This window comes from uncultured Clostridium sp., assembly GCF_947039605.1.
Classification (GTDB): domain Bacteria; phylum Bacillota; class Clostridia; order Clostridiales; family Clostridiaceae; genus Sarcina.
Genome location: NZ_CAMQZG010000040.1, coordinates 1 through 21412 on the forward strand (window position 1 = coordinate 1; position 21412 = coordinate 21412).

At 27.1% G+C, this 21412-nt stretch carries 17 protein-coding genes and 1 pseudogene; 7 read left to right on the forward strand and 11 right to left on the reverse strand.

All coding sequences use genetic code 11. The features are described from left to right. Positions 1-178: 178 nt before the first annotated feature. The 4 genes and pseudogenes from Q0V24_RS13215 to Q0V24_RS17130 form a co-directional block, all read right to left on the reverse strand. The gene (locus Q0V24_RS13215) at positions 179-505 is read right to left on the reverse strand and encodes a hypothetical protein (RefSeq protein WP_297522262.1); all 327 of its coding nucleotides are present in this window, start codon (positions 503-505) and stop codon (positions 179-181) included. A gap of 56 nt (positions 506-561) precedes the next feature. After that, on the reverse strand, positions 562-1398 hold the full coding sequence (locus Q0V24_RS13220; protein WP_297522264.1) for an FAD-dependent oxidoreductase: 837 nt from the start codon (positions 1396-1398) through the stop codon (positions 562-564). Between the two features lie 17 nt (positions 1399-1415). Beyond that, a complete protein-coding gene (locus tag Q0V24_RS13225) occupies positions 1416-2099 on the reverse strand; it encodes a hypothetical protein (protein WP_297522266.1) in 684 nt (227 codons plus the stop codon). 171 nt (positions 2100-2270) lie between these two features. Further along, positions 2271-2405, reverse strand: a pseudogene (locus Q0V24_RS17130) (helix-turn-helix domain-containing protein); the annotation flags it as partial. 298 nt (positions 2406-2703) lie between these two features. Between Q0V24_RS17130 and hypB the strand changes: the two are divergent. The 6 genes from hypB (at position 2704) to Q0V24_RS13255 (ending at position 11421) form a co-directional block, all read left to right on the forward strand. Then, positions 2704-3369, forward strand: coding sequence for a hydrogenase nickel incorporation protein HypB (gene hypB / locus Q0V24_RS13230; RefSeq protein WP_297522268.1), 666 nt, complete (start codon positions 2704-2706; stop codon positions 3367-3369). A gap of 3 nt (positions 3370-3372) precedes the next feature. Then, complete coding sequence (locus Q0V24_RS13235) at positions 3373-6147, forward strand: FAD-dependent oxidoreductase (protein ID WP_297522269.1); 2775 nt, start codon at positions 3373-3375, stop codon at positions 6145-6147. A 95-nt stretch (positions 6148-6242) separates the two neighbouring features. After that, the gene (locus tag Q0V24_RS13240; protein WP_297522270.1) at positions 6243-6584 is read left to right on the forward strand and encodes a hydrogenase maturation nickel metallochaperone HypA; all 342 of its coding nucleotides are present in this window, start codon (positions 6243-6245) and stop codon (positions 6582-6584) included. A 20-nt stretch (positions 6585-6604) separates the two neighbouring features. Beyond that, positions 6605-7531, forward strand: coding sequence for a DUF5692 family protein (locus tag Q0V24_RS13245; RefSeq protein ID WP_297522271.1), 927 nt, complete (start codon positions 6605-6607; stop codon positions 7529-7531). Positions 7532-7649: 118 nt separating this feature from the next. Next, positions 7650-8444, forward strand: coding sequence for a hypothetical protein (locus tag Q0V24_RS13250; RefSeq protein WP_297522272.1), 795 nt, complete (start codon positions 7650-7652; stop codon positions 8442-8444). A gap of 469 nt (positions 8445-8913) precedes the next feature. Further along, positions 8914-11421 carry an SH3 domain-containing protein gene (locus tag Q0V24_RS13255; protein WP_297522273.1) on the forward strand — a complete coding sequence of 836 codons (2508 nt, stop codon included), beginning with the start codon at positions 8914-8916 and terminating at the stop codon, positions 11419-11421. A gap of 290 nt (positions 11422-11711) precedes the next feature. On the opposite strand, the gene fliB is transcribed toward Q0V24_RS13255, so the two are convergent. Next, a complete protein-coding gene (gene fliB, locus Q0V24_RS13260) occupies positions 11712-12845 on the reverse strand; it encodes a flagellin lysine-N-methylase (RefSeq protein WP_297522274.1) in 1134 nt (377 codons plus the stop codon). Between the two features lie 114 nt (positions 12846-12959). Here fliB and Q0V24_RS13265 point away from each other — a divergent pair, with 114 nt between their 5' ends. Further along, positions 12960-13238, forward strand: coding sequence for a DUF1648 domain-containing protein (locus tag Q0V24_RS13265; RefSeq protein WP_297522275.1), 279 nt, complete (start codon positions 12960-12962; stop codon positions 13236-13238). 65 nt (positions 13239-13303) lie between these two features. Here the strand turns inward: Q0V24_RS13265 and Q0V24_RS13270 are convergent, their stop codons facing one another. The 6 genes from Q0V24_RS13270 to Q0V24_RS13295 form a co-directional block, all read right to left on the reverse strand. Further along, entirely contained in the window at positions 13304-15253 is a 1950-nt protein-coding gene (locus Q0V24_RS13270) for a TetM/TetW/TetO/TetS family tetracycline resistance ribosomal protection protein (protein ID WP_297522276.1), read from the reverse strand. A 167-nt stretch (positions 15254-15420) separates the two neighbouring features. Continuing rightward, the gene (locus tag Q0V24_RS13275; RefSeq protein WP_297522277.1) at positions 15421-17367 is read right to left on the reverse strand and encodes a hypothetical protein; all 1947 of its coding nucleotides are present in this window, start codon (positions 17365-17367) and stop codon (positions 15421-15423) included. Positions 17368-17476: 109 nt separating this feature from the next. Continuing rightward, complete coding sequence (locus tag Q0V24_RS13280; RefSeq protein ID WP_297522278.1) at positions 17477-18295, reverse strand: hypothetical protein; 819 nt, start codon at positions 18293-18295, stop codon at positions 17477-17479. Positions 18296-18617: 322 nt separating this feature from the next. Then, positions 18618-18830, reverse strand: a complete 213-nt coding sequence (locus Q0V24_RS13285) for a hypothetical protein (RefSeq protein ID WP_297522279.1) — start codon at positions 18828-18830, stop codon at positions 18618-18620. Between the two features lie 13 nt (positions 18831-18843). Then, the gene (locus Q0V24_RS13290; RefSeq protein WP_297522280.1) at positions 18844-19344 is read right to left on the reverse strand and encodes a hypothetical protein; all 501 of its coding nucleotides are present in this window, start codon (positions 19342-19344) and stop codon (positions 18844-18846) included. 233 nt (positions 19345-19577) lie between these two features. Then, entirely contained in the window at positions 19578-21317 is a 1740-nt protein-coding gene (locus Q0V24_RS13295) for an ATP-binding cassette domain-containing protein (protein WP_297522281.1), read from the reverse strand. Positions 21318-21412 lie beyond the last annotated feature (95 nt).

Consider the following 21412-nt stretch of genomic DNA (forward strand, 5'->3'; position numbering starts at 1 on the left):
GATTATACGAAGCCCCGACTTCAAGTCTTTAGGCTAAGTGGTGGGTATTTCACTAGAAGACTTATAAAAGAAAGTAAAAATATTTGAAATGGATTAATTTCCTTTAAATTGCATGATAATATAAAAATAACCTTAGATAATGAATTTATCTAAGGTTATTTTCTTTAGCTTAAAGAGATTAATTTATATTTTTATGATGAGCGATTATATCATTTACAGAGCTTTTAACAGACAAATACAAAGTATCAATAGCTGGTTTAGACACTAATGATCCAATTAAGCAAATATTACTTATTTTTGTATTATCATTAATCTCTTTATAAAATGATTGTGTTAGGTTATGAGATTTTAGATGTGGGAATATGTACCATTGCTTTACTGTGATTAATTGCTTAATATTTATTCCAAGTTTTGTAATATCTTTTGTTATACTATCTACTAAATCTTTTTCAATATGCCCATAAGCATAAGCTACTAAAATTGTTCTATCATTTTGCTTTGTCACATAGAAAAATTGAACTTTGTTTTTTATTCCTAGGTTATGTTTGTAGTAAGTTGTAACTAAATCTTTGTTAGTAACTTCGTAAGCACAGGCAACAAAAGGATTAGTATCAATTTTTTCATTAACTGATTATATAATTTGTTTTTTATAATATTCTCAGGCAATTTAGTTGTAATAAGGACTTTATCAAAAAGGTCAGAGCTAAAAGTAGTGTCTACCTTAACCTTATCACTTACTACTTCAATATTAGTAACTTCAAGTGAATACCTTATATCAGAAATTCTTTGACTAAGTTTTTTTATAAGTTCCTCAGTTCCCTTATCAATAAATAATGATTTTTTACCACCAATAAAAGCATTTAAAATATCATTATTAAAGACTTTAAATACATAGTAAGCTTGAACATCATCTATATCTCCAAAACCAAAAGATGATAGATAAGGTTTAATAACTTGGCAAATAAATTTAAAATCATATTTTTTAAGAAAGTCTTTAAGTGATAACATTAAATCATCAGGAATATATCCAAAGTTAATATCATTAAGATAAGGAGTATATTCTTCTAAAATTAATCTTAGTTTAGATAATTCATCTATTAGTAGAATAATATCCTCTCGAAGCATATGTTCTACTTGATGATAATTTTCATCAACAAAGTTTCTATATATAAAACGTTCTGTATAATCTACTTGAAGGTCAATTAAAAGTTCTTTAATTTCTCCTGTGAAAGAGCATACAGTACCAAGTTCTGTGTAAATATTTTTACTTTCGATAGTTTTACAATGCCCTCCAATACGTTCTTCTTTCTCATAAACAGTTACATTTATTCCTTCTTTCTCAAGCAAGTAAGATGCAAGCATACCACTAAATCCACCACCAATTACAGCAACTTTCATGTCTAAGCCCCCCTTTTTTAATATTCTCTATTTAGATAAGCAAACATAGGTAAAATAGTTTTATTATTAGTTATTTTATTATGGTAATCAACAGGTGTGAGATTTTCATTACCAAATTTAGATGTGCAGTTAATATTATAATCTCTAAGATAAGTTTGGAATTTGAGCTTAAGTTCTTTAAAAGATAAATTATCATTAATTAAAGGTATTAAAAATGATAAACAACATTCTGTATATTTCTTTCTAAGATTATTAATTATGGAAATATCTATATTATCATCAAGTAAAATATGTACTTTAAAGTCAAAGCCATTATCTGAAGTTATTTTATTAATTTTAGAGTTAAAGGTCTTTTTTGATTTATTAAATATTTTATCATTATCAAAAAGGCATAAATAATTAACCTTTAGATTAAGTGTTTTTGCAACTGGCATAGCAGTTGAGGTTAAAATATCTTCAAAATTATTAAAGTCTATTTCTTTATATAGTCTTGAACAGGTTATCCTGCTTTTAAAATCATATAAAGTGTATTCATAGATAGAGCCTATATTTTTATGTACTCCATAATCTGTTATCCAAAATAGCCAACATTCACCGCTATTTAGTTCAGATAGTGGGGGAAGAGGTATGGATACTTGCTTTTCTTGTTTTTTAGCAAATTTAATGCGTAGTTCTTTTTTAGTAAGATTATTTCTTTTCATAATGTTATATATAGCAGATTCACTTATATTATAGCCAAGCTCATCAAAGATACATTTTAAATATTTAGGACCATAGCTTGGATATTGTTTTATAAGATTTAGCAAAGATGCTTCTATTTGTGCATTAATTTTATTAATAGGAACAAAATCTTTTTTTATAGTATCTAACCCATCAATACCATTAGATTTATATCTATTTAGCCAACGATAATAAAGAGTTCTTGAAATATTATATTTGCTGCAAGTAGAACTTACACCAGTATGTAAACCCTCAGAAATGATTTTGAATTTAAAATCTTTATCTATAAAAAACTCCCCCTAGTATATAAGTTTAAGTAAACAATTACTTAAATAGTTTATAATGTTAAAAGAATTTTGGCAAGAAAAATAAAGAAAATAAAGAAAAATTTACCTTATATTAATGTTTACAGTTAATTGATGTATGTAATCGATTGATAAGCTGAATACCTGTAGTTTAAGGGTATTTAAAGTGTAAATACTTTCCTAAAGTATTTATAAAGAAAAAAACCAAAAGAAAATGAGATTGTTAAAATAAAAACAAGTTGCTATAATCAATCTAAATTAAGGTTTTAGGAGGGGTAACATGAATGAATATAAAGTGTTTACAATAAAAAAGGGATTACATGAAGATAATGCAAAGGTTGCACAGGTTACTAGAGATGAGCTAAAGCAGCAAGGGGTATTTTTAATTAATATTATGTCATCTCCAGGTAGTGGAAAGACTACAACACTTGTAAATACTATTAAGACTTTAAAAAATGAAATGAAAATTGGTGTAATGGAAGCAGATATTGATTCAGATGTAGATGCAAAAACTGTGGAAGATGCAGGAGCGAAAGCAATTCAATTACATACAGGTGGGCTGTGTCATTTAGATGCAACAATGACAAAACAAGGAATTGATGAACTTGGAGTTGAAGAATTAGATTTAGTGTTCTTAGAGAATATAGGGAATCTTATTTGTCCAGTTGGATATGATACAGGGGCTATGAAAAACATAGCTATATTAAGTGTCCCAGAGGGAGATGATAAGCCATTAAAGTATCCTAAAATATTTGGGAAAGTTGATGTTCTTATTGTTAATAAAATAGATGTTATGGAATATTTTGATTTTAATATGGAATTACTTGAAGAGAGAGTAAGAAAATTAAATAAAGATGTTATTATAATACCAATTTCAGCAAAGACAGGCAAGGGGACTGAAGTTTGGGCAGATTGGTTAAGAAAAGAGATAAAAGGGGGAATTTAAAAAATGGCAAATAAAGATGTGAAAACAAATTTTAGGGAAGAAAATAAATTTAGATTTGCACTAACATGGGCAGATGTTGATGGTAGAGAGTATAGACAAGAAATACTTGATTTAGCTAATAAGATTGGAAGAACAAAAGCTGGTGGGGCAAGGTCTGCAATTCCATTTGGACCAGAGTATTATGCTTTAGCACCAATACTGAATGAATATCAAGCAAAAATTGCAATGCATTTAAAATTTCGTGAAAAAGTAAGTGCTAAAGATGTTGCTAAATCATCAGGGGAAGTCTATGAAAAAGTTAAAGAAGCACTTGAGCATATAGCTTGGGTTGGTGTTGCTTTTGTTAATACAATAAATGGAGTAGATATGTATTGGCAAGACATTTTTGTGCCAGGACATTTAGAGATGATTGTTAATAATAAAGAAATGGTAGCAAAGTATCCAGAACTTGGAGAAGCATTCTATTACTTTGGTAATAAAAAAGGACCTATGGCAGCAGGAGTTATGCCTATTGGAGGAGGACCAATGCGTGTAATTCCAATACAAAGTTCTATTGATGGAAATGCAAGAAGAGCATCTTATGAAGAGCTTGTAGGGCATATAAATGATTCTGATGTATTCTCAGTATCTGATTGTTCATGTAGAACTTCTCGTGAGTCAATGGGAGAAGGTTGTGGGCATTTAAAAGAAGATATGTGTATCCAACTTGGACATGCTGCTGAGTATTATATAAAAACAGGGCGTGGAAGAAAAATAAGTAAGGAAGAAGCATTTGATATTATAAAAACTGCTGAAGATAATGGATTAATGCATTCTATACCAAATTTAGATAAACCAGGTCACACTCATGCAATTTGTAATTGCTGTGGATGTGGTTGTTATGCAATGAGACTTGCTAATCAATATGTAAATAATGATATTGTAAGGTCAAATTATAAATCAGTAGTAGATGAAAGTAAATGTGTTGCTTGTGGAGAATGTGTGGATGTATGTCCAACAAATGCACTAAGACTTGGGCAAAAATTATGTTCTACTAAAGAAATAGATGAGAAATTTGTTAAAGTTATTCCTCATAATACAGAGTGGACACAGGATAAATGGAATAATGATTATAGAACTAATAGAAAAAATACTTTAGATTCAGGTACAGCACCATGTATTACAAAATGTCCAGCTCATATTCCAGTACAAGGATATGTAAAGCTTGCATCTCAAGGTAGATATACAGAAGCTTTAGAGTTAATTAAAAAACATAATCCACTTCCAGCAGTATGTGGTCGTATTTGTCCAAGATTATGTGAGGAAGATTGTACTCGTGGAGATATAGATGAGGCTGTAGCTGTAGATGATATCAAAAAATTCATAGCTGAAAAAGATTTACATGAATCAACAAGATTTATTCCAAAAAAGAGACATAATTATAGTGATAAGAAAATTGCTATTATTGGAGGAGGTCCATCAGGACTTACTTGTGCTTATGATTTAGCTATAGATGGATATGATGTAACTGTATATGAAAAGCAAAAGAAACTTGGTGGTATGTTAACTCTTGGAATTCCATCATATAGACTTGAGAAAAATATAATAGAAGCAGAAATTGCTATATTAAAAGAAATGGGAGTTAAGTTTGAAACTGGTATTGAAGTAGGAAAAGACTTAACAATAAAAGAACTTAGAAAAAAAGGATTCAATGCTTTTTATATTGCTATTGGAGCTCATGCAGGTAGAATGCTTGGTATAGATGGAGAAAATGCAAGTGAAGTAATTAGTGGAGTAGATTTCCTTAGAACTGTAAATCTTGGAGAAAAAACTGAGGTAGAGGGTAAAGTCATTGTAATCGGTGGTGGAAATGTTGCCATTGATGTAGCAAGAACTGCTGGAAGATTAGAAAAAGTATCTAAAACAGATATATTCTGTTTAGAAGCAAGAGAAAAGATGCCAGCTCATATTGAAGAAGTGACTGAGGCAATAGACGAAGAGATAAGTGTAAATAACTCTTGGGGACCAACAAGAATTGTTAGAGAAAATAATAAAGTTGTTGGAGTTGAATTCAAGCGTTGCTTATCAATAATAGATGAAACAGGAAGATTTAATCCAAAGTTCGATGAGAATGATATAAAAATTGTTGAATGTGATTATGTATTATTATCAGTAGGTCAAACATTTAATTATGGAAATCTTTTAGAAGGAGAAGCTGTTAAAATAGCGCCAAGAGGAACTATAGAAGTTGATAAAATTACTTTACAAACTTCAAAAGAAGATATTTTTGCAGGTGGCGATGTGGCAAGTGGCCCAAGATTTGCAATTGATGCTATTGCAGCTGGTAAAGAAGCAGCTATTTCAATTCATAGATTTGTACAAAATGGTCAATCATTAGTATTTGGTAGAGATAATCACGATTACAAAATGTTTGATAAGGAAAGTTTAGCACAAATAGAAGGATTTGATGGAAGTCCTAGACAAAAAATAAATCATGTTGATGGCAAGAAAGCAAAGACAACTTTCAAAGATTTAAGAGGTACTTTAACAGAAGAGCAAATCAAGAAAGAAACAGCAAGATGTTTAGGGTGTGGTGCTACAAAAGCAGATGAGTACCTATGTGTTGGTTGTGGAGCTTGTACATTAAAATGTAAATTTGATGCAATTAAGCTTGAAAGAGTTCATGATGTTAAAGGATTTGAAATTGAAAAATTACCAAAAGAGGTAATCAAAAATACAATTAAAAGAAAAGTTAAAATAGCTATAAATAAAGCAAATCCTTTTGAGAAAACTAGATAATTATAAGTATATATAAGTGAAATTAAATAACTCCTACATATTAAAAGGTAGGAGTTAGTATTCAAGAGTTATAAAAGAAATAAAGGGGATTCAATATGCATGAAATAGGAATAGTATATGAAGTTATTAATATTGTAGATAGATTTTCAAAAGAAAATAATATTACAAAGGTTGATAAAATTGTACTTGAGGTAGGTGAATTATCTCAGTCAATCCCAAGATTTATTGAAGAATGTTATCCAGCAGCTGTAGATGAGACACCATATGAGGATACAAAACTTGAAATCATAGTCCTTCCAGCAGATGCAAGGTGTAGAGAATGCAATAATATCTATGGGGTTATAGAACATAGAAAAATATGCCCAAACTGTAATGGTGAGAAATATGATTTAATATCAGGACAGGAATTTAATATAAAAGAAATAATAGCTTATTAAGATATAAAGGGGTATTTTAAATGGGAATGTTTTTTGAAAATTATACAATAGGAAGTATACTAGCAGTTATAGCATTTATAGCTATATGCTTAGTAATTAATGAAGCTACAAGAAGGTCTAAAGTATTGTCAATTTTGGCATACTGTGTGTTACCAGTGACACTTGCAATATTAATATTTACAGGAGTATTAGATGCTCCATCATCAAAAACATGGTTTGGTTGGGTTAAAGTAATATCAGCACTGCTTGGTATTTATGGATTTATGCTTATAAGATTCACAAAGCTTGGAGAAAATAAGTTTGCAATTATATTTCCATTAGCAATTCTTGCTATAAATATTTCAGAGGCAGTTTATAAAGAAATTGAAGTATTTATGCAGTATAAAGAAATTACAGTAGATTCTGCAAATCTTGTAGTTCTAGGAGGACCTTGGAACATAATGAATGCAATAGCAGGTATTTTATGTATTATAACATTAACAGGATTTATGAAAATTAGAGTATCTAATGATAAGACAAAAGATATGATATGGCCTGATATGACATGGATGTATATAATGGGATATACAATTTGGAATATGGCATATGTTTATAATTGTGTTTCAACAAGAGCCATGTATGCAGGAGTAGCTATATTACTAGCAGCGCTGATTGCAGAGTTTGTATTTAAAAGAGGAGCTTGGCTTCAACATAGAGCACAAATATTAGCTTTATATGCAATGTTCACTTTATCATTTGATTTCCAACAAAATGAACTATTTCAGATAGTTCCTGTGTTTAAAGAATCTATGTGGATGGGACTAAGTATTGCATCACTTATATTTAATATAGGGGTATTTGCTTATATGCTTTATACAATGAAGAAGTATAAAAAGAATCCGTTAAAAGAAGAGATTTATACACATACAAGTTATTATAAGAAAACAATAAAAGATAATAATCTTTAGAAAATAATGAGCTATTATAATGTGAAAGTAATTTTATATTTTAATAGCTTATTTCCATTTATAAATGATATGCTTTATAATAAGGTATATTATAAAAGTAGAAAAGGAATGATTACATATGTTAAAGAAAAGATTTGAGACAACAGAGGAATATATTAAATTATCTGAATTAGAGTTTAAACAAGGAGTATTTGCAGGTGATAAAGTAGGTGCAATAGAAGAAGAACTTTATTATGTAGATGAAACTTTTACTGATAAAGCTAGTGGAGAAGAGTTTTACTCAGAGGCAGAGTTAACTAAGCATCTTAAAATGAATCGTCTTAGACAAAGAGATGTAATAGTATATAAGTGCCTTGATTGTGAAATTCCAAAGGAAGAAAGAACACCACTTTGTGATAATCTTAAAGGACTAGGAAAAAATCTATTAGAATTTATGGGTGAGGTAGAATATGATAAGATGATAAGATCTTACTTTGCTACAATGTTTAGAAGTGCTAATGTTAAAGATATTACTATTAGAAGAAGTAAGTTAGTTGGGGTAATACCAGATATCGATAGATACATAAACTTAATGAATACACATGCACCTATATCTACTACTTATAGACACCCTAAAGAAAGTTTAGCTAAAGCAGTAAGAAATGATATATCAATATATGGATTAAATCGTGTATATAGAAATATTAGAACTGAAATTGGAATAAATGAGAACGATATAATAAAACATGTACAATCAGGTGCAGTTTTCTCTATTCTTTATAACATAACAAGCAATAATAAAGATGCAGATTTTATAACTAGTAAGGTAGAAGAACTAGAGCAGTTATTACCAGCAGTTGGTACAAGTATTATCAATGAAGAGTATATGGAAAAACACTTTGGTGGGAAATCTCTTAAAATTGGTAATGAATAAGAAGAAATAAAGAAAATTAGATATATATATAAGTATCAAAACTTATAAAAATCAAAAAATACTTTTAAATATAGAAGGCCCTGTTCTCAATAGTAGAACAGGGTCTTTTAGCATATATGAAAAACCATATAAGAATTTATTGAAATTTAGACTATCATTTTTTAGATATTTATAGAGTACTTTTGACATGGTATGGATGGGGAGTTTTAAAGAATATTTAATGGATTTCAAGATAGAAAAATAATTAAATTCAAGAAAAAAATACAAGTATTTTAAAGTAAATGGTTAATATCTACATATTTGATGGAAATAATCAAATATGTAGATATATTTGTTAAATAAACTAAATAAAGGTTAATGAAAAGGTGAAAAAACAATGTTGGTGTTAAAATTTAAAAATGTTATATTTATTTGGTAATAATTATAATATAACAAACAATTTACTAATTTAAAACTAAGGAGAAGTATCATGAAACAAAACAAATTAATAGCACTTATAATGTCAGGGGTTATGATGACAGCTGTAACAGCAACAACTTTTTCAGTTAGTAATACAGGAGCGAAGAATATAGTATTATTAAGTGATAGACAAACTACAAAAGATGCATGCGTTATAAATGGAAATGGAAATCTTAATATTACAAATGAGGCGGGTAATATCATTGGATATGTATCAGTTGGAGAAATGTTGCATATTTCTAAAACTAATGAGAATAGATCTCTTATAAACGTTAAAGAAACAGGTGAAACAGGATATATAGCCAATGAAAATATGCTTAAGATACAAAATGCTAGTATGGATAATATTATGTCTATGAATAAGTTAGGTAAGATTATCAATGTTAGCAGTAATGTAAATCTTAGAAAAAGTCCATCAATGTCTGGAGTTGTTATAGAGGGATTAACAAATCATACTTCTATAAATATAATAGGAAAAACAGGACAATGGTATAAAGTATCTGTGGGAGAAAAAACAGGCTTTATATTTAGTGAATATGTAGCAGAGCTAGCTAATAAAACTGATATAACATCTGAAAATACAAATGTAAATCAAGCTCAAGTTAAGGTAAATGAAAATATTAACTTAAAACCAAATATAAAACCAAATATAAAACCAAATATAAAACCAAATGTAAAACCAAATGTAAAACCAAATATAAAACCAAATGTAAAACCAAATATAAATATAGGTAAGAAGATTACTAATAGTAATTCTAAAGTTGAAACTAAACCAGTTAATGCAAAGTTTTTAAGTGATTTTAAAAATTATAAAATTAAAGCAAATAAATTACAAGGTGTGATTTATAATCACCTTGTAAATGGAAAATCATTAGATAGCATAAAAAATGAGATTATATATTCAATGTTGAATACTAAAGAGATAAAACTTAATAATCCTAAAAAGACATTAGCAAAATATAATAAGCTTTCAGATTTATATTATCAAGATATGACAACATATTTTGGAATAATGAGTGAAGTACTAAATAATAACTTAACAACTAAAGAACTTAACAACTTACAAAAAGAGCTTCAAGCATATAATAGTACAAGAGATGTACAAGATGTCTATGGAATGAATACTAAATATAGTAATGCTATTGCTAAGATGCAAGAAGATGTATCTCAAGCAATACAAGATAGGGTAAAGGCTAATCAAATTCCTAAAAAAGACCGTGAAAGACAAAGATATTATTGGATGTGTGCTAGTGGAGAAGGCCAGACACTACAGGGTGACATGATAAAATTAAATAATGCATATGCAAATGTTCTTAATTCAGATAATAAAAATTATAAAGAAAGTAGTAGTTCTAAGACTGAATCTCAAGTAACTAATAAAAAGATTTCAAGTAATTTAGAAAAATATAAAGATAAGGGAGCTAAAGTACAAGCTGTGATTTATAATCATCTTGTAAATGGAAAATCATTAAATAGTATAAAAAATGATGATGTACATCCCTTATTAAATACTAAAGAGATAAAACTTAATAATCCTAAAAAAACATTAGCAAAATATAATAAATTAACAGATTTATATTATCAAGATATAGAAACATATAATGGTATAGTAGGTCAAGTATTAATTCCTAATCCAACAGATAAGGAACTAAGGGATTCACAAAGAGAGCTTCAAATATATAATAATGAAAGAGATGCGCAAAATATTTATGGAATAAATAAAGAATATAATAAGTATATTAGTAAAATACAAGGTGATATATATACAATGATACAATATCAGATGAAAGCTCAAAATTCTAAAAATGATAGTGAAAATCGAAGTTATTATTTAGAATGTGCAGCTGGATGTTGGCAGGGAGTAATGTATCATATGGAGGGATTAAATACTGCATATGCAAATATTCTTAATTCAGATAATAAAAATTATAAAGAAAGTAGTAGTTCTAAAACACAAACAGCTAATGAAAAAATTTCAAGTGATTTAAAAAACTATAAAGCTAATGGAACTAAAGTACAAGAGAATATTGATAGTTATCTTATAAATGGGAAGTATCCAAATAATTTAGTGAGCCCTATGTTTGATACATTAAATATTCAGGAGATAAAACTTAATGATCCTAAAAAAACATTAGATAAATATAGTAAGTTAACAGACTTATATTATCAAGATGCACTAACATACTACGGAATAATGAATCAAGTAGTAAGTAATAAGTTAACAACTAAGCAACTTGAAGTGCTACAAAAAGAGCTTCAAGTATATAACAATACAAGAGAAGTAAAAGATGTTTATGGAATGAATAATCGATATAGTGATTGTATTGTTACTATGCAAAAAAATATAACTAATGGAATAAAAGATGAGATAAAAGCAAATGAAGCTTCAAAAAATAGTAGTAAAAATGAAAAAAATGATAGAGAGTCAGCAGTTAGAGTAAGTGAGGTATTAAATAATAATATTTCTGAATTAAGTACTATATATGCAAATATTCTTAATTCAGATAATGTGAAATAATATAAGTATATATTCAGAAATGAATTTCAAATGATAATATAAAAAGAAATAAGCTACTAAAAATAAAACCGACCCTATCTAAAGGGAACTTTAATAAAAAAGTAGTTAGAGAAAAGCTAATTTTGGTATTGAACCAAAATTAGCTTTTTTTATTCAATAATAGTAAATTATAGATTATAAATCTTTTTTAGTACAGAATTTATTTAGATATACTTGAATTGGAAAAAACCTATCTAAGTATTCTTTGAGGAAGTATTGTAGTTAACTTGAGAATTTATCAATATAAAAAATTAGTATAAAGATATAAAACTTAAATAGCCAAGCTCTAAAATATAATCATCGAATGATTCTTCAAGGAATTGTGCTACAGCATCAGTATTATTACCAATAATTCTTGAGAATACTACTATATAATCTTTAACATCAATAATATCTATTGTCTTATTTTTACCTTCACAATACTTTAGGAATAAAGCATATCTAGTAAGAAGGTAATCAAGGATAATCATTTGCATAGCGTTTGTCATATCTTCTATATCATCACTTGTACAATTACTTATAACCTTTGATATAATACAGTTTTCAATAAGTGTATTATGTTCTTTTAATAATTCTTTAAACTCATTCCAATTTGTAGAAAGAGTTTTTGAATCTGTATTTTCTGCAAAGTTTACAATATCAGTTAAAGAGAGTTTTAATCCAGATACTTCTTTATAGTTTTCTGTGATATCTAGGAAGAATGTATTAAATTCTTCAATTGAATCAGCTATATCAAATTTTGTTGCTTTGTAATCAGATGCTACATCTTTGATATATGACGCATCATTATATTGTTTTAAAACTTTTGTGATAGCTTCTTCTGATAATTCATCCATATCTAAAAGTTTTAATAACATTTCATAGACTATCATTAGTTTGTAGTTTAAATCAAGTTCATCATTACTTATAGTATCAATTAAAGTTTTTCTAACTTGTAGTTGTAATAAGTCACTATCTGATGAAGAGGGGATACTTATCTTACCTGTTAATGCAGATAAAATTTCAACAACTTCAGGACAAGCACAAGAAAGTGAAAGTTCTGTAGTTTCATCAAAAGTATTTTCTATTCTTGGGAAGCTATGACATGTGTTAGATAAATAATTTTCACCATGAGATTTTACAATTTCACACAATCCTTTGCTATCTAAGAAAGGACAAGGTGTAGAAGTTTCTTTATTTACAAAATATCCTGACTCATCATCAGAATCTCTAAATGTTATGTTATCTAAAATATAACTAGCACTATTATCAGATTTCCATTTCTCATGTGTAGCATCATCTATGCTAACATCCCAGCCAGAACAACAAGTAAATTTACATTTATCAGCTGTACATTTAAAGTTATCAAAATTTATAGTTTTTAAAATATTTAGTTCATTACTCATATAATCAATCTCCAATTTTTTATAGACTTAAGTCTTAATTATAGTCTATTATGGTGAATTGGTATATAAAAAGTAAAAGGATTTTGTGATAAGATTGAAATTGAGGTGATAAATATGAAATATTTAGAGAATAAGGGAAAAAATAGAGTTGTACTAACGCTTGTAATGGTACTTATAAATGTAGCTTTTTGGATGGTTTTACCACGAGAAATTGGTATTCATTTTTCAGGGGGCATAGTGGATGGTACAGTACCTAAGGTTGCATTTATATTTATGATTCCTATTATATACTTTGCGTATAATTATTTTACCAATGAAAATCAGAAGAATTTATTAGTAAGTTCTATATTATTTGGTGGGTTGGATTTAGCATTGATTTTTATAAATATTTAGGTTTAAGTCAAATAAAAATAGAAAAGGAAACAAGCCATGCAAAAAACATAGCTTGTTCTTTTATGTTATAAATCTTTTATAGTACAGTGCATAGCAGCTTTTGCGTTATCAGATTCTACTAGATATGCTTGACCTTTAGAACAGAATATAGATGTGCTTGTATATTCTATATCAGCATTTTTATCATAAGCAATTTCTTCAATAACTTCCTGTGTGTTATGACAAAAATCATAACTATCAAAAGTTAAATTAAGGTTTCCTTTACCTTTTGTAAAGCTAACAAATTCTAAAGGATATTCCATAAATGTTTTAACAGGTCCTCTGCCTTTAATTCTAATTATATCTGTATTTAAATTTTCAGGTGCTTCAAATGTACCTTTAAGTTTTTGAACATCTGCTAAAATTCTTCCAAGATTATCTGTAGTAGTTGTTATGCTAAAGCTATAATAAGGTTCTAAAAGTTTTACTGTAGCTTCTTCAAGTCCTTGTCTTAAAGCTCTTTTAGTAGCTTCTCTAAAATCTCCACCACTTGTATGTTTATTATGTGCCCTACCAGTTAGAAGAGTAATTTTCATATCAGTTATAGGACTTCTAGTTAAAACTCCTTTATGTTCTTTCTCAAAGATATGAGTTTTAATTAAGTTTTGATTACCAGTAGTCATATCATCTGCATGACATTTATTTTCAAATATTATACCAGAACCGCTAGGAGCCTCCTCAAGCTTTAAATGAACTTCACTATAATGACCAAGTGGTTCAAAGTGACCGTAGCCTATAACAGCATTCTCAATAGTTTCTTTATATAAAACCCTAGGGGGTGCAAATTCAACCTTTAAGTTAAATCTATCTCTTAAAATTTCTTCTAGAACCTCTAATTGAACTTTTCCCATAATACTTATAGAAAGTTCTTTTATATCTTCATTCCAAATGACATTTAAACTATTATCCTCACTTTCTAAAATTCTAAATATTTTAAAGACTTCATTAGGGTTTAGTTTTTCATCATAAATAACTTTTACATTCAGAGTAGGGTGGGTTATTATATTTAGTTTTTTATCAAAGCCAATAGAATCACCAGCTTTTAGAGTATTTATTCCTACAACTGCAAAAATATCTCCACAGCTTGCACTATCAGATAATTTGAACTTTGCACCATTGTAAACTCTGAGTTCATTTATTTTTTCCTTTACAGTAGTACCGTTTATAATTATATCAATTTCATCTTTAGTTTTAATCTGACCTGAAAGTGCTTTTATAAATGTTAGCCTATTACCTTTTTCATCATATCTTATTTTAAAAACCCTACCTTTAAAATCTCCTATAGTTTCTGTTGTATAAGTTAAACTATGAAAAGCATCAAAGAATTCTTTGATACCCTCATCTAAAAGAGCTGCACCTTTAAAGACAGGGAATATTTCTCTATTTTTTATAAGTTCTTTTAGTTTTTGATTCCAAAGAGTTTCATTAAATTCACCCTCAAGATATAATTCTAAAAGTTCATCATCTTTTTCGGCAATAATTTCAATAGCTTCATCACTTAAAGCAGTTGATTCAAGATAGATAATATCTTGTGTTAATTCATATTTTAAAGAAGTTAAAGATTCTTCTACATCAGCATTAGTTCTATCAATCTTATTTATAAATATAAATGTTGGGATATTATATTTCTTTAAAAGTTCCCAAATAGTAATAGTATGCCCTTGTACCTTTTCTACAGCACTTATAATAAGTATTCCATAGTCAAGAACACTAATAGACCTTTCCATCTCGGGAGAGAAGTCTACATGTCCTGGGGTATCAATTAAAAAGTATTTATCTTCTTTATAATCAAAAATTCCTATATCAGAAAAAATAGTAATTCCTCTTTCTTTTTCTATAGAATGGCTATCTAAAAAGGTGTCTTTGTGATCAACTCGACCTTTATTTTTTATTGCGTTTGTATTATATAATAAACTCTCTGAAAATGTTGTTTTACCACCATCAACATGAGCAAATATTCCTATTGTTTTTTTCATAAAATCTCCTTTAACAGTAGATAATTAACTTTATATATATTTTTAAAAATAAAACATATACTCATAGCTACTAATTTTATTATAACAAAAATAATTAGTCTAAAGTTTAATACCAAAAAATCCCTAAAAACTTTAGTGCTTTTAGGGATTTCTTGTATTAAATAAAACTAATTAGTTTTATTAACTTTTTCTATTTGCGCTATTTTTTCTGGAGTTGTAATGTTGATAGTTTCTACATTTCCATTAGTATAAACTTTTAATATTTTATAATTTGCTGTATCTTGATATCCTAAGAATACAGTTTTAAAGAATTTGTGAGTTTGGTTATTATATTCTATTCCACTTGTAAATATTTGATTAGGATGTTTATTTACACCATTAATATTTATATTAAAATTAGCATTACCTATAATTGATAGAATACTGTTACTTGGAATTTGGGCACTTAAATATGAATACATACTATAACCATTATTTCCTTGCTTTATCATATAATAAGCAGCTTGTATAGACATAACAGCATTTTGTGCAATTATTGTACTTGGAAGTATGCCATTCATTAAGTTAGAGTAGGCTATAGCAAGTTTTATACTTCTTTGAGCTTGCTCCATATTTCTATTTAACATTTGACTATCTGCTAATTGGAGATAGCTATAAACAGTTTGTATATAAGGAATGCTACCATAGTTATAAGAAATCCCAGTGTTACCACCAGTTTCTTTTATAAAGGCATTAAGTTTATATTTATCAAAAGTATTTGATATATTATGGAAAATAGAGTTTGATTGTGGTGAAACTACAAATTGTAGTCCACCAACAAAATCACTAATAGCATTTGGTTTTGTTAAAGCTCCATTTGGATCATTACTTAAATTAGTGTTTTGTGAATTATTATTAACACTACTATTTACAGGTCTACTACCAAGTTCACTACCTATATTACTTATCATTCTTACAACTCTATTAGCAGAAATTGTATGATAATAATTAGGGGTAAATGTACTAATAAAATTATAAGTTAAAATTTGTGTATTAAAGCAGATAATTGCTAAAACTATTATAACCACAGTAAGTCTACCAGAGCTCTTTCTAGCTTTTGAAACTCTATTTGGATGCATAATATTTTCTTTTATTTGATAGAAAACACTTCCCTTATCAGTTTCTTTTTCAAATAGTTCTTTTGGAATAATAATAAGGTTTGGACTATCGGTAACTGCAATATAAATACTTTTTAACATTATTTTTATATGAGTCATCTTAGTAAATAATATTTGATTTTCTTCATATCCATCATTTAAAATAATACCAAGGTCATTAATCTTTAAATTGTATTCTATACTATTCTTATTAAATCTTCTTTCAAGTTTTTTTCTTAATTTAATATTAGGTATTATAAACATAAATGCAATTCCTAGTATCCATATAAGTGGAAGAGAGATTGATAAAAATGTATTAAGTATTTGTGTTAAGCCACCAAGATTATATACTTGTTGTCCTATAAGAGAGATTAAAGATAGTGCAATTAGTATAATAAATTTAATTTTAGAATGCCTATTCTTTGTAATTGACCTTGTAATTTCTTGATATTTATATTTTATATATAGATATTTTGGAAGTTTACAAGAAAAGCTATCTTGAGTATCTTGTTTGTTAAGGTCAATAATAGTAGGCTTAATAGTAGTTGAATTGATATCTTCATATATAGGTGAATTATCTTCTTTATTAGTTGAGCTTGCCTTTTTTTGTGACCATTCATAATTATTCTTTAAAATACTAATAAAAGAATCTCTTTCTAGACTATTATTAAATGCATAGCTAGGAATTAAAAATCCCATAACACTATTTAAAACAATAATATCATCTTCATCTATAAGTATATTTTGTATTTGGTCATATCTAATTTCAATTACCCCTAACTTATCATTTGAAAAAATAATCAAGTCATTTGTAAGTTCTATTGTTTTTACTATATTTTTCATGAAAAAGGTTTTGAAAATTAGAGCTACAGACAAAGTAAGTTTCTTTGAAAAACTAACCTCCCCATCTTTTACTGTTAAGTACTTTATCATATTTTTTCGCATATTTTTTTTTCTACTTTTAAATTCTAATTTCATATTTATTTCCTCCTGTTAAAATCAATTATATAGATTTAAACTAAAAAACAGAGTCATATAAATATCTAAAATATTACAAAAAAAGGGTTTTGAAATGGAAAAGTATATTTTATTGTTTAATATTAAAAAAGTTTGGATCATAAGTTCCACAGGCTGTTGTAATAGCTTCTGAAGATAGATGTAAATCTATTGTTTGATTATTTATATTAACTGGAACTATCAAATTATTTTCAGGTTTTTTATCTAGATTATCTAGATTATCTGATTTAAGAGAATTATCATTCCAAATATATAAGTCAGCCACAGGAAATGAATTAATAGCTTTTAAGGAAGCTTCTTTTACTGTATTTTCATTAAAGTTTGGATATTGTTTTATAATATCCTTAGCTACAAGAACGGCAAGACTATTTTTAAGATTAGATATAGTAGTTGATAATATTGTTATAGGATTATCAGCTTGTGATGCAACTTGCCCCATAGAGTCATTAAAAGTAAAGTATGCAAGTGTTGTTCTAGCATCATTATATAGGTGTAAAAATCTGCTATTAGCGTCATTTTTAGTAGATGTCTTTACAATAGGGTATTTACCATTATGAGTCCACTTATCAAGTAATGAATCAGGTATGTTTGTTACAATATCTTTTACAGCATTAATTGCTCTTGGATTATCTAAATTTGGGTATCCTTTTAAAGTATCAACTAAAACTACATTTGAAATTGCATTTCTGACATTAATATATTTACTCTTTGGAGTAATAACATCAAAGTTAAATATTTTTCCATCTTTTTTTGTATGATTAACTGATGCGATTGAAGTTGTTTCTGGCTTAATTATATTTGGGTTTTTATTCATATAGGCAATTAGACCAATTCCCACAATAACAATTATAGCTCCTATAATTAGAGCTGAAATTTTTTTCTTATTCATCGTGTATTTCTCCTAATAGTAAGTTTAGTAAAACTTACTATTTATCTTTATTTGTTTATTTAAACTAAGAATATTTATAGTTAATTATAACATTAAACCTAAAAAAACTATAATTGCATCTTGAAATAATATTAAAAAGGTTATAATATAAAATAGATATATTAGTATAAAAAATAATAAAAAATTATTATACTTAAATTTGAGTTATATTAGTTATAAAATTAATTGTTTTAAAAAAAGTGTGATTTAATATGTAAAATAAATAAACTGATAAAGAAACTAAAAGAGAAGCTATCAAAAAAATGATAGCTTCTCTCTTATTTTATTTAGATCTATTATTAGTTGCAGGACCTGCAATTTTATTAATTAGAACATTAGATATAATACCATAGATAATAACAGCTGGTATTGTATAGAACATATTATTTAAATATTTGTTATCATGTCCGAATACAGCATAAATTACAATAATTAATGTAATAAATATTAGAAAGCTAATTAGATTAGCAATCAATCTTTTGTTTTTAAAATTCAAAGTTATTTCCTCCTTAGTTAGCTAATGTTTTAACATTATTCAGATAATTATAAAAAGCTATTAAGTTCTTTTCACAATTTCCTCTAACAGTTATAGTATCATATTTTGAAGTATAAATAACTAAAATCTTTTTACCACGCTTATTTTCTTTAAGTTCTAAGTTTTTAATATTTTCAATTTTAATTTTTCTTGAGAAATAAACTCTGATAGTATCGGTATTTATGATTGCGACATTATTATAAACAATCAATAATGGAATTAATCCTAAGAATAGATAGGTAGAATTATTTGTTTCCCCAAGAAAATCCAATACAATTAAAATCAATGCAAAAGTATAAAGCAATGATACAATAACAAGATTAATAATCATCATATTTTTAGTATTTAAATATAAAATTCTAGTGTTTTTATCTTTTTTTGCAATATAGACAGTTCTGCTATATTGTATTAAAACTACTGTTACAAAAAGAAGCAAAGCTAGTGCATAGTAATTCATAAATTTATTAAATATCATTTAAATCAACTCCTTTAATTAGCTAGATTATATAAGGAGTTAGAGTAGGAGTCCAATTAAAGAATTTATTGAAAAATATAAATTTATAGTATTAAAAAACATTAAATACATATATTACCTTGGATTTATATTGAACTGAAAATTTGAATAGTATTTGAAGATTGAATTTATATTTAATCTAAAATAAAAAATTCCATACAGACATTTAATAATCTCTGTATGGAATAATAATTTTATAATGATTTAATTATTGGTTCCAATTCTAAAGATAGTTCTTTTGCAAGTTCAAAATTCTTATCTTGTAGAGCTGCTTCTATTTTTGTTTCAAGTAATTTTTTACTTTGCTCAAGTTCTAAGTAATCTTTACTAAAGTGATTAGCATAGATTTTTTGCTTGAATTTTTTCATTTTCATTTTTCTGATTTTCTTATCATCAATGATTAAAACATAATCCATGCAGTTTACTACTGTGTAGAAGTCATGAGAAATCATTAGAACAGCACCTTCATAGTTTTTAACAGCTTTCTCTAGTGCTATTTGTGAATAAGTATCTAAATGACTTGTTGGCTCATCCAGAAGTAATACAGTTGATGGTGTAGCAGCAACTTTAGCAAGTTGAAGCATGTTTCTTTCTCCACCTGATAAAGATTCTATTTTTTGGTCAAGTATTTCACCTTCAAAACCATATTTTAAAAGGTATGATTTAATATCATCATAACTTCTAAAGTTAGAGTTGAAGAATTCATCATACATTGTATTAGAACCTTTAAGTGTTACATCTTGAAGCTGAGATAAGTAAGCCATTTTAACATCATCAGCCATCTTGATAGATTCATTATCATTTTTAAAGATTTCTTGAAGTAAAGTTGTTTTTCCTGTACCGTTTGGTCCAATAATTGCAATCTTATCAGTTGAGTTAATTTCAAAATTAACCTCTTCTAATAAAACTTCATCAAAGGCAACATTAAAATCAGTAACTGTTATAGCAATACCATCTTCAATTACGTTGTTTGTAACTAAATTAACTTCTGGCTCTTTAATATCTACAAAAGGAGTTTTAATTCTACGAGCTACAAGTCTTTCTTGAACTTTAACTCTAGCATTTAGAGTTTTTCCTCTGAAAGATTCTGCATTTTCAGTAGCGATAACTCTAAGTTTATCTATTAAAACATCATTTCTCTCAATTTCTTCATCATCAGCCGCAGCCATTTCTTGAAGCTCAATTTTAGTTTGAAGTAATGAGAAATTATAATCTATATAGTTTCCATCAAATTCTTGTAATTCTTTATTTTCAAGGTGAATAATCTTATCAAAACAATGGTTTAATAAATATCTATTATGAGTGATAACAAGCATTGTTCCCTCATGTGCATTAATTAAATCTTTAAGAGCTTTAAGGTGTTCAAAGTCTAAGAAGACATCTGGTTCATCCATAATGATTAAATCAGGGCTGTTTAATAGTCCTCTAATTATTTGAATAAGTTTAAATTCTCCACCACTAAGTTCAGATATTAGTAAATCTTTATAACTGCTTAAATTCGCAAGATTTAATGTTTTATCAATAGTGTTCTCAAAGTTATCATCACCAACTAAACTAAAAGCATCTAAAGCTTCTTGGTATTTTTCAAGTAAAGTTTCAATATCTGAAGATGTTTCCATTTCAGTACATATAGCAGTTATTTCATCTTGTAGTTTAATAAAATGCTCTCCTATGTATTCAAAAACTGTAATTTCTTTTGTTTTATCTAATTGTGTAAATTGACTTACATAGCCAATTTTACTGTTTGGAGCTACTTCTAAAGTACCATCAAACATATATTTATCTGGGTCTATTATCATATCTGTTAGAGTACTTTTCCCACTACCATTTGTTCCTATGAAAGCACAATGTTGATTAGCTTCTAGGGTAAATGAAATCTTATTGTATAAATCTTTTCCAGGGAATGAATATGATAAGTTATCAATTTTTAACATAATATACCTCTCTTTATAACTAAAAAAGAACCTATAAATAGGCACTTTAAAAAATTTCTTAGCAATTGAAATTTTACAAATAATTTTTTTATCTA

Bases quoted from the DNA above. Each gene is read 5' to 3' on its own strand.
- Q0V24_RS13240 (WP_297522270.1), top strand. From the start codon at position 6,243: ATGCATGAAATAGGAATAGTATATGAAGTTATTAATATTGTAGATAGA.
- Q0V24_RS13250 (WP_297522272.1), top strand. From the start codon at position 7,650: ATGTTAAAGAAAAGATTTGAGACAACAGAGGAATATATTAAATTATCT.
- Q0V24_RS13280 (WP_297522278.1), bottom strand. From the start codon at position 18,295: ATGAATAAGAAAAAAATTTCAGCTCTAATTATAGGAGCTATAATTGTT.
- Q0V24_RS13295 (WP_297522281.1), bottom strand. From the start codon at position 21,317: ATGTTAAAAATTGATAACTTATCATATTCATTCCCTGGAAAAGATTTA.
- Q0V24_RS13225 (WP_297522266.1), bottom strand. From the start codon at position 2,099: ATGAAAAGAAATAATCTTACTAAAAAAGAACTACGCATTAAATTTGCT.
- Q0V24_RS13255 (WP_297522273.1), top strand. From the start codon at position 8,914: ATGAAACAAAACAAATTAATAGCACTTATAATGTCAGGGGTTATGATG.
- hypB (WP_297522268.1), top strand. From the start codon at position 2,704: ATGAATGAATATAAAGTGTTTACAATAAAAAAGGGATTACATGAAGAT.
- Q0V24_RS13245 (WP_297522271.1), top strand. From the start codon at position 6,605: ATGGGAATGTTTTTTGAAAATTATACAATAGGAAGTATACTAGCAGTT.
- Q0V24_RS13235 (WP_297522269.1), top strand. From the start codon at position 3,373: ATGGCAAATAAAGATGTGAAAACAAATTTTAGGGAAGAAAATAAATTT.
- Q0V24_RS13275 (WP_297522277.1), bottom strand. From the start codon at position 17,367: ATGAAATTAGAATTTAAAAGTAGAAAAAAAAATATGCGAAAAAATATG.
- Q0V24_RS13270 (WP_297522276.1), bottom strand. From the start codon at position 15,253: ATGAAAAAAACAATAGGAATATTTGCTCATGTTGATGGTGGTAAAACA.
- fliB (WP_297522274.1), bottom strand. From the start codon at position 12,845: ATGAGTAATGAACTAAATATTTTAAAAACTATAAATTTTGATAACTTT.
- Q0V24_RS13290 (WP_297522280.1), bottom strand. From the start codon at position 19,344: ATGATATTTAATAAATTTATGAATTACTATGCACTAGCTTTGCTTCTT.
- Q0V24_RS13220 (WP_297522264.1), bottom strand. From the start codon at position 1,398: ATGAAAGTTGCTGTAATTGGTGGTGGATTTAGTGGTATGCTTGCATCT.
- Q0V24_RS13265 (WP_297522275.1), top strand. From the start codon at position 12,960: ATGAAATATTTAGAGAATAAGGGAAAAAATAGAGTTGTACTAACGCTT.